General features: G+C 63.7%; 11 protein-coding genes. 4 read left to right on the plus strand and 7 right to left on the minus strand.

The genetic code is table 11. The features are described from left to right. Positions 1-2: 2 nt before the first annotated feature. Both JQX08_RS03755 and JQX08_RS03760 read right to left on the minus strand, forming a co-directional pair. Positions 3-743 carry a tRNA-uridine aminocarboxypropyltransferase gene (locus JQX08_RS03755; RefSeq protein WP_204914816.1) on the minus strand — a complete coding sequence of 247 codons (741 nt, stop codon included), beginning with the start codon at positions 741-743 and terminating at the stop codon, positions 3-5. A gap of 86 nt (positions 744-829) precedes the next feature. Then, on the minus strand, positions 830-2,524 hold the full coding sequence (locus JQX08_RS03760) for an OmpP1/FadL family transporter (RefSeq protein WP_204914817.1): 1,695 nt from the start codon (positions 2,522-2,524) through the stop codon (positions 830-832). 330 nt (positions 2,525-2,854) lie between these two features. Here JQX08_RS03760 and JQX08_RS03765 point away from each other — a divergent pair, with 330 nt between their 5' ends. Both JQX08_RS03765 and JQX08_RS03770 read left to right on the plus strand, forming a co-directional pair. Then, complete coding sequence (locus tag JQX08_RS03765; RefSeq protein ID WP_204914818.1) at positions 2,855-3,259, plus strand: quorum-sensing-regulated virulence factor family protein; 405 nt, start codon at positions 2,855-2,857, stop codon at positions 3,257-3,259. Positions 3,260-3,485: 226 nt separating this feature from the next. After that, a complete protein-coding gene (locus JQX08_RS03770; RefSeq protein WP_204914819.1) occupies positions 3,486-4,556 on the plus strand; it encodes an LOG family protein in 1,071 nt (356 codons plus the stop codon). Between the two features lie 30 nt (positions 4,557-4,586). Here the strand turns inward: JQX08_RS03770 and recX are convergent, their stop codons facing one another. From recX to JQX08_RS03785, 3 genes are all read right to left on the minus strand, one after another. Beyond that, positions 4,587-5,054 (minus strand): recombination regulator RecX, encoded by a 468-nt coding sequence (gene recX, locus JQX08_RS03775; RefSeq protein WP_204914820.1) that lies wholly within the window; start codon positions 5,052-5,054, stop codon positions 4,587-4,589. 8 nt (positions 5,055-5,062) lie between these two features. Beyond that, positions 5,063-6,118 (minus strand): recombinase RecA, encoded by a 1,056-nt coding sequence (gene recA / locus JQX08_RS03780; RefSeq protein WP_204914822.1) that lies wholly within the window; start codon positions 6,116-6,118, stop codon positions 5,063-5,065. An 87-nt stretch (positions 6,119-6,205) separates the two neighbouring features. After that, positions 6,206-6,706 (minus strand): nicotinamide-nucleotide amidohydrolase family protein, encoded by a 501-nt coding sequence (locus tag JQX08_RS03785; protein ID WP_204914823.1) that lies wholly within the window; start codon positions 6,704-6,706, stop codon positions 6,206-6,208. Positions 6,707-6,869: 163 nt separating this feature from the next. On the opposite strand from JQX08_RS03785, the gene mutS reads away from it, so the two are divergent. Next, on the plus strand, positions 6,870-9,449 hold the full coding sequence (gene mutS, locus JQX08_RS03790; RefSeq protein ID WP_204914825.1) for a DNA mismatch repair protein MutS: 2,580 nt from the start codon (positions 6,870-6,872) through the stop codon (positions 9,447-9,449). A 139-nt stretch (positions 9,450-9,588) separates the two neighbouring features. Next, positions 9,589-9,912, plus strand: a complete 324-nt coding sequence (gene fdxA / locus JQX08_RS03795; RefSeq protein WP_204914827.1) for a ferredoxin FdxA — start codon at positions 9,589-9,591, stop codon at positions 9,910-9,912. A 434-nt stretch (positions 9,913-10,346) separates the two neighbouring features. Here fdxA and rpoS read toward each other — a convergent pair whose 3' ends face one another. Then, positions 10,347-11,351 (minus strand): RNA polymerase sigma factor RpoS, encoded by a 1,005-nt coding sequence (rpoS, locus tag JQX08_RS03800; protein ID WP_204914830.1) that lies wholly within the window; start codon positions 11,349-11,351, stop codon positions 10,347-10,349. Between the two features lie 101 nt (positions 11,352-11,452). After that, complete coding sequence (locus tag JQX08_RS03805) at positions 11,453-12,274, minus strand: peptidoglycan DD-metalloendopeptidase family protein (protein WP_204914831.1); 822 nt, start codon at positions 12,272-12,274, stop codon at positions 11,453-11,455. Positions 12,275-12,361 lie beyond the last annotated feature (87 nt).

The following is a 12,361-nucleotide window of genomic DNA, read 5'->3' on the forward strand; positions in this document are numbered from 1 at the left end:
GCTTAGGGCGCGTCTGCCAGGTACGGACGCAGCGCCGCATGCGGCGCGTCCTGCAGGTCGAGCGGCAGGCGCCGCTTGGCGCTCAGGTAATGCAGGCTGAACACGTCGAGGTAGGCATCCAGCGCCGCCGCCGCCTCAGCATCGCCACCCAGCTCCAGGCACAGCGCGGCGACTTCGGCGGTGCACAGGTGCTCGTCGCGCTTGGAGCGCCGCAGGCGGTAGCGTGACAGTTGCTCCGGTTGCAGGCTGAGCACCGGCAGGCCATCCAGGTACGGACTCTTGCGGAACATCTTGCGCGCCTCGGTCCAGGTGGCATCGAGGAGGATGAACAGCGGGCGCCGCCCCTCCTCCACCCGCACCTCGTCGACCACCCGGCTCGGCGCGGCGTATTCGCCGGGGAACACCACATAGGGCTGCCACTGCGGGTCGGCGAGCAGCGCCAGCAGACGCGGATCGACCGTGGTGCGCGACCAGCCGAACGCGCTGGTGCGCGGCACCACGTCGGCGATCAGCCAACCGGTATTGCTCGGTTTCAACGCCTCGACGTCATGCATTACCAGGCACACGCCGGCGCGGGAAGGCACCTGCGGCCGCCAGGCGCACAGGCAATAGTCGACCTGCACCCGGCACTGCGGGCAGCGCTCACCACGCGAACCACGTGCGACGAAGGGCTTGGTGGCGCGGGCCAGACGCTCCTCGCGCAGACGGGCGACGGCGTGGATGGGCGGACGGGAGTCGAGCATGGCGGGGCAGCACTAACAGGCGGGCGCGCAGTCTAGCAGAGCCCGCCGGGGCGCCGTGAGGGCGTCCCGACCAGGCGCGGCGCCGCTCAGAAGCTGTGATTGAGGGCCAGGCCGAGGAAGTGGATCTGCGTCTTGTACTCGCCCTTGTAGTTGCCGCCATTGCCGGTGCAGCGCACCCCGCTGTCGACGTACAGCCCACCCTGCCCCGGCACCCAGCCGGCCGGCGAGCAGTTGTCGGTGTAGTCCATCTTGCCGCTGTCGAACTTGACGAAGCTGTAGGCCAGGTCCACCGAAGTGTCCGCGCTGACCTTGTAGTTGGCGCCGAACGACAGCCACTTGCGGTCGGCATCGGGAAACGCCGGATGGCGCATCTGCGAGCCGTTGACCGGCGATTTGTCGTAGGCGATGCCGGTGCGCAGCAGCAGGTCGTCGTTGAACTGGTAGTTCATGCCCAGCGAGACCTTGTAGGTGTCCTTCCAGTCCTGGCGCACCGTCAGGTCGCCTTCGGTCACGCCATTGAAGTACGGATAGCCGGCCACCTGATCGATGCCGATGCGCGCCTCGTCGAGGCGCGAATGGCGGGTCCAGGTCACGTCCGCCATCAGCGCGACCTCGCGGGTGAGCTGGTGGAAGCCGTTGATCGACAGCGATTCCGGGGTATCGATGCTGGTGCTGGCGTGGGAATTGGGGTGCAGGCGGGTGGCGGCGAATTCGCCGGGATCGATCCAGTTGTCCGGGTCGAGCACCTGCGCCAGGGCGTCGCGCGGCGGCAAGGTGATGATGCCGAGGTCGAGGCCGCCGCTGAGGTCGGTGGTCGGCGACGGCACCGCACCCTGCACGTCGGCAAAGCTCCACTTGGTGTCGCCTTCCAAGGTGTGCTTGATGTGCGAGCGGTAGGCAATGCCGAAGCGCGTGTGCTCGGTCGGTTCCCACAGATAGCCAATGTTCCAGCCGAAGCCCCAGTCGTCGCCCTTGAGACGGAAATAGCCGTCGCCCTGCACGTTGTCGGCGAAGTTGCTCGCCACGCAATCGACGAAGGCATCGCCGCTCTGGCCGTTGCAGCTGCTGATTTCCTCGGGCACCTGCAGGCCGTACAGCAGGGGAATGGCGAACTGCCCCAGCGGCGAGGCGGACAGCTCGGTGAGGTCCTGGTTGGCGCGGACGAACTGCCCAGCCAGCTGCCGTGATGCGCCCTTCACATCCGCAGCGCCGCGCTGCACCGACTTGATGTACTGCGCGGAAAGGCCGAAGCCAATGCTGTGATGTTCGTTGAAGCGGTAGGCGATGCTCGGGTTGAAGTTGACCGTCTCCAAGCTCGCCGACTGGATGCCATAACGGCCGCTCCAGTCCTCGTTGTAATCGAGCTTGGCGCCGAACGGCGTGAAGATACCCAGGCCGACGGTGACCTGCTCGTTGATCTGCCGGGAAAAATAGAAGTTCGGCGCCGCCGCGGCGTCCGGCAGGAATGAACCGGCATGGCCATCGCCTGAGCTGGTCGGGTTGCCGAACACGTCGGTCGAGCCCTGGTCTTCGTACTCGCCCTTGGGGATCAGCATCGACAGCCCACCGGTCACCTGGGTGCCAGGCAAGCGGGCCAGGCCGGCGGGGTTGTAGAAGATCGTCGAGGGATCGGCCGCCTCGGCGCCGTTGGCGTGCGCAGTGCCCTGCGCGGACACCGATTGCGAGCCGAAGTGATAGCCCGAGGCCTGCACGGCGGGGCTGAGGGCAAGCAGGCAAGTGGCGCCCACGGCCAGATGCCGGGGCTGGAGCGTTCTTGTCATTGTTGGGCAACTCCTACAACAAACAGGGACAGAAGCGACTTCAGGCACGGCGCGCTGTGGGTCCCCTTGGCCTCCGTGCCAAGCCCGCGCGACCCGAGGTCGCGGCCCGGAATCCCGGACCTGTTTTTGTGACTGTCTGTTGCAAAGCAGGATTCCCCAACCTTTAGTCGAGGCTGGGCGCAGGTGGCGCGAGCAATTTCGAGTCGCCGGGTAACACTTGGCCCAATTGCCGGTCTGACAGCTGGCGGGTCGCCTTGACAGGCGACAGCGCCTGCCGAGCGACGCACAATGACCAGCCGTCGCCCTTCATTGCCCGTTCAGGAGAACCCAATGCTGCGTTTCATCGCCCCGACCCTTGCCCTGTGCCTCGCCATCCCCGGAGCTCATGCGGCGAGCCTGCAGGACTACGAACTGAGCAAGATGCTCGACAAGGTCGCCAAGGAAAGCAGCGTCGGCACCCCGCGCGCGATCAACGAAGACATCCTTGACCAGGGCTACACGGTGGAAGGCAACGAGCTGATCAACCACCTCAGCGTGCTGCCGGCGCATGCCCAGCAGATGCGCGCCAACCCCGACACGGTGCGCGCGCAACTGGCCGGCAGCGTGTGCCGCAACAACGGTTACCGTCAGCTGCTCGCCCGTGGCGCCGTGCTGCGCTACGAGTTCAGCGAGTACAAGACCAACCGGCCGGTGACCACCGAGCGCTTCAAGAAAGGCGACTGCGGCCTGAAGTAACCGCCCGAGCGCGCCGCCGCTGGCGCGCTGAGCTTTACTGATAGAAAGGGCGATCGGCCAGGCCGCTGCAGCGGTCACCCGGCGCCCCGCCACATCCGTTAACGGGGGAAATCGATCACCGCCTGAGATTCAGCGCCTTTCACCGGCGCCACCGTGTGCCGGCCGCGTTATCGATGCTCGCGCAACAAAACGAGCATCCAGGTTCCGTTGCACAAGGAGTTGTCACATGCCTTACGAACCGGACGACTATCTGGCCCGGCACTTCCAGACCAGCGGCATCGACCTCGCCAGCAAGGTCGACGAACTCATCCAGCTCAGCACCCCCAGCACCAGCGCCAACTTGCAGCTCTACCGCGAGATGCTGGTGACGGTGATTCGCATGGCCCAGGCCGACCGCAACCGCTGGGACGCCAAGATCATGCTGCAGACCCTGCGCGAAATGGAGCGCGCCTTCAGCACCCTCGAGCAGTTCAAACGGCGCCGCAAAGTCACCGTGTTCGGCTCCGCGCGAACCCCGGCCAGCCACTCGCTGTATACGCTGGCTCGCGATCTCGGCAGCACGCTGGCGCGCTACGACCTGATGGTGATCACCGGGGCCGGTGGCGGGATCATGGCCGCCGCCCATGAGGGCGCGGGACGGGAGAACAGCCTGGGCTTCAACATCACCCTGCCGTTCGAGCAGGGCGCCAACGCCACCATTCAGGGCAGCGACCACCTGCTGTCGTTCCACTTCTTCTTCCTGCGCAAGCTGTTCTTCGTCAAGGAAGCCGACGCCTTGGTGCTATGCCCCGGCGGCTTCGGCACCCTCGATGAAGCACTGGAAGTGCTGACTCTGATCCAGACCGGCAAGAGCCCGCTGGTGCCGGTGGTGCTGCTCGACGAGCCAGGGGGCAGCTACTGGCAGGAGGTGGTGGACTTCGTCCGCCGCCAGCTGGAAGGCAACCGCTACATCATGCCCAGCGACATGCACCTGATGCGCCTGGTCTACAGCGCCGAGGACGCGGCCGAGGAAATCGCCCAGTTCTATCGCAACTACCACTCCAGTCGCTGGCTCAAGGACATCTTCGTGGTACGCCTCAACCATGCGCTGAGCGACGGCTGCCTGCTGACGCTGAACAAGAGCTTCGCCGACCTGTGCAAGTCCGATGGCTACAGCCAGCAGCTTTCATGCACCGAGGGTAACGACGACCCCGAGCTGTGCGCCATGCCGCGCCTGACCTTCGCCTTCAACGGCCGTGACCACGGGCGCCTGCGCGAGCTGCTCAACTTCGTCAATTTGCCGGACAACTGGCTGTAAGCAGCAGCCGCTAGGGTGCGAAGGGCGACGTCAGTCGTCGAACGAACCGCCGCGCAACAGGCGGCTGACCCATTCGTTGGGGTAGCCGCGCTGGGCCAGAAAGCGCATGTGCTTGGCGCGTTCACGGGCATCGGCGGGCAGGTTCCCGGCAAACTTGCGGCGCCAGGTCTCGGCCAGAAGCTCCCGCCAGGCTAGTCCGCAGTCACGCAGGGCGGCCTCGATGTCCGCACGCGGCAGACCGCGCTGTGCGAGTTCTTCGCGAATGCGCAGCGGACCGTAGCCGGACCGGGCGCGGGAGGCGATGAAGCTTTCCAGGTAACGCGCTTCGCAGAGCAAACCTTCTTCCGCCAGGCGGTCGAGGGCTGCTTCGATGAGTTCGGAGGGGGCGCCACGTTGGCGCAACTTGCGGGTCAGTTCGACGCGCCCGTGTTCACGGCGCGCCAGCAGGTCCATGGCCGACCGCCGTACTGCGGTTGGGGTGTCGAGTACGGCGGTCATGCGCAGGATCAGGCGTCGATATCAGCCAGGTCGTCGGCGGTATTGCTGGCCGCAGCCGCTGCAGCCGCGGCGCTGCCGTTGTTGAGCAGCTTCTCGCGGATCAGGCGCTCGACGGTGCTGCCGACTTCTGGGTTGTCTTCCAGGTACTTGGCCGCATTCGCCTTGCCCTGACCGATCTTGTTGCCCTGGTAGCTGTACCAGGCGCCGGATTTCTCCAGCAGACCGTGCTGCACGCCCAGGTCGATAACCTCGCCGCTGCGGTAGATGCCCTTGCCATAGAGAATCTGGAACTCGGCCTGGCGGAATGGCGGGGAGACCTTGTTCTTCACCACTTTGACGCGGGTTTCGCTACCGACCACCTCTTCGCCGTCCTTCACCGAACCGATGCGACGGATGTCCAGACGCACCGAGGCGTAGAACTTCAGGGCGTTACCGCCGGTGGTGGTCTCCGGGCTGCCGAACATCACGCCGATCTTCATGCGGATCTGGTTGATGAAGATGACCAGGCAGTTGGCGTTCTTGATGTTGCCGGTGACTTTACGCAGGGCCTGCGACATCAGGCGCGCTTGCAGACCGACGTGGGAGTCGCCCATCTCGCCTTCGATTTCGGCCTTCGGCACCAGCGCGGCCACCGAGTCGACGATGATCACGTCGACGGCATTGGAACGCACCAGCATGTCGGTGATTTCCAGCGCCTGCTCACCGGTATCCGGCTGCGACACCAGCAGATCATCGACGCGCACGCCCAGCTTGGCGGCGTAGTCCGGGTCGAGCGCGTGTTCGGCGTCGACGAAGGCACAGGTCGCACCTTGCTTCTGCGCCTCGGCAATCACCGACAGGGTCAGCGTGGTCTTACCGGAGGATTCCGGACCGTAGATTTCGACGATACGGCCTTTCGGCAGGCCGCCAATGCCAAGCGCGATGTCCAGGCCAAGGGAGCCGGTGGAAATGGCCGGAATCGCCGAACGCTCATGGTCGCCCATGCGCATGACGGCACCCTTGCCGAATTGCTTCTCGATCTGGCCCAGAGCAGCAGCCAACGCGCGCTTCTTATTCTCGTCCATTGGAATCCTCACGTGATCTAAGGGGGCTCGCTAGCCGCCAACAACTGTATAAGTAGACAGTATTATTCCACAGGGCAAGTCCCCCGCCTACCCCTGCGCCGGATTTTCTCCACCGAGCAGACGAATGAGCCCTTGCAGAGCGGCTTCGACCGTTTGTCGGCGGACCGCCTGGCGATCGCCGGCGAACAGACGCCGCTGGCTGTACAGCTGTTCGCCGGCGCCCCAGGCAAGCCAAACCGTGCCGACCGGCTTGTCCGGCGAGCCGCCATCCGGCCCGGCGACGCCACTGACCGCCACCGCGAAGCGGGCCGCGCTGTGCGCCTGGGCGCCGCGCACCATGGCCTCCACCACTTCACGGCTGACCGCGCCGACCTGGCCGAACAATTCACTCGGCACCTGCAACTGGGCAGTCTTCTGTTTATTCGAGTAGGTGACGTAACCGGCCTCGAACCAGCCCGAGCTGCCGGCGATCCGCGTGATCGCCTCGGCGATGCCGCCACCGGTGCAGGATTCGGCGGTGGTCACCTGCGCCTTGAGTTTGAGCAAACCCGCACCGAGCTGGGCGGCAAGTTGGCTAATGTCGTCCACGAACGCACTCCGTCAGGCATACGAGGACCCTACCCTACACCAGATAAAGGCCGGCCTGCCGGCAGCGCTTCCCGTGGTAACCTTGCCGGCTATTCGAGTCAGCGTCCCGACCGGCTTTTGCTGACCAACACCCATTCCAGAGCCATTTTCAGCCGATCATTCGATGAACATTGCCACCCAAGATTTCTCCGCTCACACGCCGATGATGCAGCAATACTGGCGCCTCAAGAACCAGCACCCGGCCCAGTTAATGTTCTACCGCATGGGCGACTTCTACGAGTTGTTCTACGAGGACGCCAAGAAGGCGGCCAAGCTGCTCGACATCACGCTGACGGCACGCGGCCAGTCGGCCGGGCAGAGCATTCCCATGGCCGGCATTCCCTTCCACTCGGCAGAAGGCTACCTGGCCAAGCTGGTCAAGCTCGGCGAGTCGGTGGTGATCTGTGAGCAGATCGGCGATCCGGCGACCAGCAAGGGCCCAGTGGAACGCCAGGTGGTGCGCATCCTCACCCCCGGCACAGTGAGCGACGAGGCGCTGCTCGACGAGCGCCGCGACAACCTGCTGGCGGCCGTACTGGGTGATGAAAAGCTGTTTGGCCTGGCGGTGCTCGACATCACCAGCGGCCGCTTCAGCGTCCAGGAACTGCATGGCTGGGAGAACCTGCTCGCCGAACTGGAGCGCATGAACCCGGCGGAACTGCTGATTCCGGATGACTGGCCGCAGGATCTGCCGGCCGAGAAGCGTCGCGGTTCACATCGCCGCGCGCCCTGGGATTTCGATCGCGACAGCGCGCGCAAGAGCCTGTGCCAGCAGTTCGGCACCCAGGACCTGAAAGGCTTCGGCTGCGAAGGGCTGACCCTGGCCATCGGTGCGGCCGGCTGCCTACTCGCCTATGCCAAGGAAACCCAGCGCACCGCGCTGCCGCACCTGCGCAGCCTGCTCCATGAGCGCATCGACGACACGGTGATCCTCGACGGCGCCAGTCGCCGCAACCTAGAGCTCGACACCAATCTTGCCGGCGGTCGCGACAACACCCTGCAATCGGTGGTCGACCGTTGCCAGACCGCCATGGGCAGTCGCCTGCTGACCCGCTGGCTGAACCGTCCGCTGCGCCAGCGCGAGGTACTGGAAGCGCGCCAGGATTCGATCACCTGCCTGCTCGACCGCTACCGCTTCGAGCGCCTGCAGCCGCAGCTCAAGGAAATTGGCGACATCGAGCGGATCCTTGCGCGGATCGGTCTGCGCAATGCCCGCCCACGCGACTTGGCGCGCCTGCGCGATGCGCTGGCTGCGCTGCCGGAGTTGCAGCAGGCCATGCTCGAGCTGGAGGTGCCGCACTTGCAGGAGCTTGCGCGGAACATCCAGACCTATCCGGAGCTGGCCGAGCTGCTGGCCAAGGCGATCATCGACAATCCGCCGGCAGTGATCCGCGACGGCGGCGTCCTCAAGCGTGGCTACGATGCCGAGCTGGACGAGCTGCTGTCGCTGTCCGAGAACGCCGGCCAATACCTGATGGATCTGGAAGCCCGCGAAAAGGCGCGCACCGGCCTGCCCAACCTCAAGGTCGGCTACAACCGCATTCACGGCTACTACATCGAACTGCCGCGTGTGCAGGCCGAACAGGCGCCAGCCGACTATCAGCGCCGTCAGACACTGAAAGGCGCTGAGCGCTTCATCACCCCGGAACTCAAGGTCTTCGAGGACAAGGCGCTGTCGGCCCAGAGCCGCGCCCTGGCCCGCGAGAAACTGCTCTATGAAGAGTTGCTTGAGCGCCTGATCGGCGAACTCGCCCCGCTGCAGGACACCGCCGCAGCGCTGGCCGAACTGGATGTGCTGAGCAACCTCGCCGAGCGCGCACTCGCCCTCGACCTGAATCGACCACGCTTCGTCGATGAGCCGTGCATCCGTATCGCGCAAGGTCGCCATCCAGTGGTCGAACAGGTACTGACCACGCCGTTCGTGGCCAATGACCTGCAGCTCGACGACAGTCGCCGCATGCTGATCATCACCGGCCCCAACATGGGCGGTAAATCCACCTACATGCGCCAGACCGCGCTGATCGTGCTGCTCGCGCATATCGGCAGCTTCGTTCCGGCCGCCAGCTGCGAGCTGTCACTGGTCGACCGCATCTTCACCCGCATCGGCTCGTCCGACGACCTGGCCGGCGGTCGCTCGACCTTTATGGTGGAAATGAGCGAAACCGCCAACATCCTGCACAACGCCACCGAGCGCAGCCTGGTATTGATGGACGAGGTGGGCCGCGGCACCAGCACCTTCGACGGCCTGTCGCTGGCCTGGGCTGCCGCCGAGCAGCTGGCCAAGCTGCAGGCCTATACGCTGTTCGCCACCCACTACTTTGAGCTCACCGTGCTGCCGGACAGCGAGCCGGGCATCGCCAACGTGCACCTGAATGCCACCGAGCACAACGAGCGGATCGTCTTCCTGCACCACGTTCTGCCGGGGCCGGCCAGCCAGAGCTACGGCCTGGCCGTCGCGCAGCTGGCGGGGGTGCCGGGCGAGGTGATTCAGCGCGCTCGCCAGCATTTGTCGCGCCTGGAGACCACCAGCCTGCCCCACGATGTGCCGTGCAACGAGACGGGGCAGCCCAGCGCGCCGGTGCAGAACGACTTGTTCGCCACCCTGCCGCATCCGCTGCTGGAGGAGCTGCAGCGCGTCAACCCGGACGAGGTAACTCCACGCCAGGCACTGGAGCTGCTATACGCATGGAAAGCACGAAGCTAACCCGCAGCGCGCACAAGCTGGTAGAATCCCGCGCGCTCCGGGAAGCGACGGTCTATTAGCCGGGCCGTAAACATGATTTCCCGAGCAGAGGGGCTCCTTCCGTAACCGAGCCCCCAGCCGCCTGAGGAGAGAATCTAAAATGACCTTCGTCGTCACCGACAACTGCATCAAATGCAAGTACACCGACTGCGTGGAAGTCTGTCCGGTGGACTGCTTCTACGAAGGCCCGAACTTCCTGGTGATTCACCCGGACGAATGCATCGACTGCGCACTGTGCGAGCCTGAGTGCCCGGCCCAGGCGATTTTCTCCGAAGATGAAGTCCCGGAAGACATGCAGGAATATATCGCGCTGAACGCCGATCTTGCAGAAGTCTGGCCGAACATCACCGAGAAGAAGGACTCGCTGCCGGACGCCGAAGAGTGGGACGGCGTGAAGGACAAGCTGCAGCATCTGGAGCGTTGATCGCTACGCCCGGAAACGCAAAAGGCCCGCACATTGCGGGCCTTTTCATTTTCGGCGGACAAAAAAAAGGGGCGGTTTGACCCGCCCACTCTTTTGTCCATAGTCCCTTTATTTCCGGACTCATCTTCCTGATGCATCGCCGTCCTGCGATTTCCTGACCGCCGTCCTTGGTGGCCTGTGTCTATCCTTCGACACGGTTGTAATGGTAGCGCTTCAGCGGCGCAACACAACGCGCCCATCCTAGCTAGCGGCGCCGAAGCGACTCAAAGAAAAAACACTAATTCCTTTTAAAATCATAGCGATAAATAAGCTAAAAATTCATAGTGTCGATTTTCTGGCGAATCAAAACGCCATCGGCTTACGCAACGTGTAAGCAATGGCTTACATGAGACGTAAAAAAACCGGCCTAAGCCGGTTTCTTTTAACGGGTGCCACTATTGAAACAAGGCATCACTCGACAAGCCGTTTTTCTCCAGAATTTCCCGCAAGCGTTTCAACGCCTCGACCTGAATCTGCCGCACGCGCTCGCGAGTCAGGCCAATTTCCTGGCCCACCTCTTCCAGCGTACTGCTCTCGTGGCCGCGCAGACCAAAGCGACGCACCACCACCTCGCGCTGCTTGTCGGTGAGCTCGGACAGCCACTGATCAATGCTTTGCGAAAGGTCGTCGTCCTGCAGCAGTTCGCAAGGATCGGTCGGGCGGTCGTCGGTAAGGGTATCGAGCAGGGTCTTGTCGGAGTCCGGACCGAGCGACACATCGACGGAGGACACGCGCTCGTTCAGGCCGAGCATGCGCTTGACCTCGGCGACCGGCTTCTCCAACAGGTTGGCAATTTCTTCGGCGGATGGCTCGTGGTCCAGCTTCTGGGTCAGCTCGCGAGCGGCCCGCAGGTAGACGTTGAGTTCCTTGACTACATGGATCGGCAAGCGAATGGTCCGGGTCTGATTCATGATCGCCCGTTCGATGGTCTGCCGAATCCACCAGGTGGCATAAGTCGAGAAACGGAAACCGCGCTCGGGATCGAACTTCTCGACGGCACGGATCAGGCCCAAGTTGCCCTCCTCGATCAGGTCGAGCAGGGAGAGCCCTCGATTGACATAGCGGCGCGCAATCTTCACCACTAGGCGAAGGTTGCTTTCGATCATGCGTTTGCGCCCAGCGGGATCGCCTTTCTGGGCGAGGCGCGCAAAGTGCACTTCCTCCTCCGGAGTCAGCAGCGGGGAGAAACCAATTTCGTTCAAATAGAGCTGGGTGGCATCCAGCGCTCGGGTGTAGTCGATGTACTTGTGTTGCTTCAGTGCTGTCGCGGCTTTGGGTTTGGCGCGCTTAGTCGGAGCTTCTGGCTCCTCGGTCAACACTTCTTCTAGGACGAAAGCTGGCTCCATTAGGAGAACTTCGTCGTCAAAGTCAAACTCCGGCGCTTCTTTGTTGAGTGCCATTGTTGTAGGTCCCTTGCTGAGTTCAACAGCGAACTCGGGCGGCGCCTCCTTGGCAACACCAGAGTCCGTCCTCCAACGTGGTCGGACGGACAGTCAGCAAGTCAACGATTAGGCAGGTATTGCAGAGGATCTACAGGCTTACCTTGGCGGCGAATCTCGAAATGGAGTTTCACCCGGTCCGCCCCTGTCGATCCCATTTCGGCAATGGTCTGCCCGGCTTTGACCTGCTGTCCCTCCCGTACCAACAGCCTGCGGTTGTGGCCGTAGGCGCTCACGTAGGTATCGCTATGTTTGATGATTACCAACTCACCGTAGCCCCGTAAACCACTCCCGGCGTACACCACAGAACCATCAGACGCAGCCAAAACAGGCTGGCCTAATTCCCCAGCGATATCAATTCCTTTATTCAAACTACCGTTTGAGGAAAATTTACCGATCAACGGACCGTTCGCCGGCCACGCCCAGCCCGTCGTAGAGCGGGTCACGGGTTGAATGGGGGTTTGCGCCTGGGTGACCGGTGCCGGCGCAGCGGTTCCCGATGCGGGTGGCGCGACGACCACCGGTGGCGACGAACCATTTGGTTTGGCGGTCGCCGGAGTGGTCACCACGGGCGCCGTCTTGGCGACGTTCTGGCCTGGTTTGACCTGCTGATCGAAACGGATGATCTGGCCGACGCGGATGGTGTACGGCGCCGCGATGTTGTTACGCGCTGCCAGTGCCTTCCAGTCCCAGCCATAGCGGAAGGCGATCGAATACAGGGTATCGCCGCGCTGAACACGGTACTGGCCACTAGTGACCGGCACACGAGCCGGCGCCGCCTGGTTGTTGCGGTCGACCACCTGCACCTTGCTCGATGGCGTGGTGCACCCGGCCAGCACGGCGCTCACGAGAAAGCCGGCGAGAAGAACCCGTACGCTGCCCATGCGACTCCACTGCTGAATGGCTATGCGCCTCACCCCTCTCTCCCTTTTAGGTGCCCCAAGGCTGGTGGCAAATCACGCAGAAAATAT

This window comes from Zestomonas insulae (assembly GCF_016901015.1).
Taxonomy (GTDB): domain Bacteria; phylum Pseudomonadota; class Gammaproteobacteria; order Pseudomonadales; family Pseudomonadaceae; genus Aquipseudomonas; species Aquipseudomonas insulae.

Excerpts from the sequence above, each read along its gene's own strand:
- JQX08_RS03755 (WP_204914816.1), bottom strand. The coding sequence starts at position 743 with ATGCTCGACTCCCGTCCGCCCATCCACGCCGTCGCCCGTCTGCGCGAG.
- JQX08_RS03760 (WP_204914817.1), bottom strand. The coding sequence starts at position 2,524 with ATGACAAGAACGCTCCAGCCCCGGCATCTGGCCGTGGGCGCCACTTGC.
- JQX08_RS03765 (WP_204914818.1), top strand. The coding sequence starts at position 2,855 with ATGCTGCGTTTCATCGCCCCGACCCTTGCCCTGTGCCTCGCCATCCCC.
- JQX08_RS03770 (WP_204914819.1), top strand. The coding sequence starts at position 3,486 with ATGCCTTACGAACCGGACGACTATCTGGCCCGGCACTTCCAGACCAGC.
- recX (WP_204914820.1), bottom strand. The coding sequence starts at position 5,054 with ATGACCGCCGTACTCGACACCCCAACCGCAGTACGGCGGTCGGCCATG.
- recA (WP_204914822.1), bottom strand. The coding sequence starts at position 6,118 with ATGGACGAGAATAAGAAGCGCGCGTTGGCTGCTGCTCTGGGCCAGATC.
- mutS (WP_204914825.1), top strand. The coding sequence starts at position 6,870 with ATGAACATTGCCACCCAAGATTTCTCCGCTCACACGCCGATGATGCAG.
- fdxA (WP_204914827.1), top strand. The coding sequence starts at position 9,589 with ATGACCTTCGTCGTCACCGACAACTGCATCAAATGCAAGTACACCGAC.
- rpoS (WP_204914830.1), bottom strand. The coding sequence starts at position 11,351 with ATGGCACTCAACAAAGAAGCGCCGGAGTTTGACTTTGACGACGAAGTT.
- JQX08_RS03805 (WP_204914831.1), bottom strand. The coding sequence starts at position 12,274 with ATGGGCAGCGTACGGGTTCTTCTCGCCGGCTTTCTCGTGAGCGCCGTG.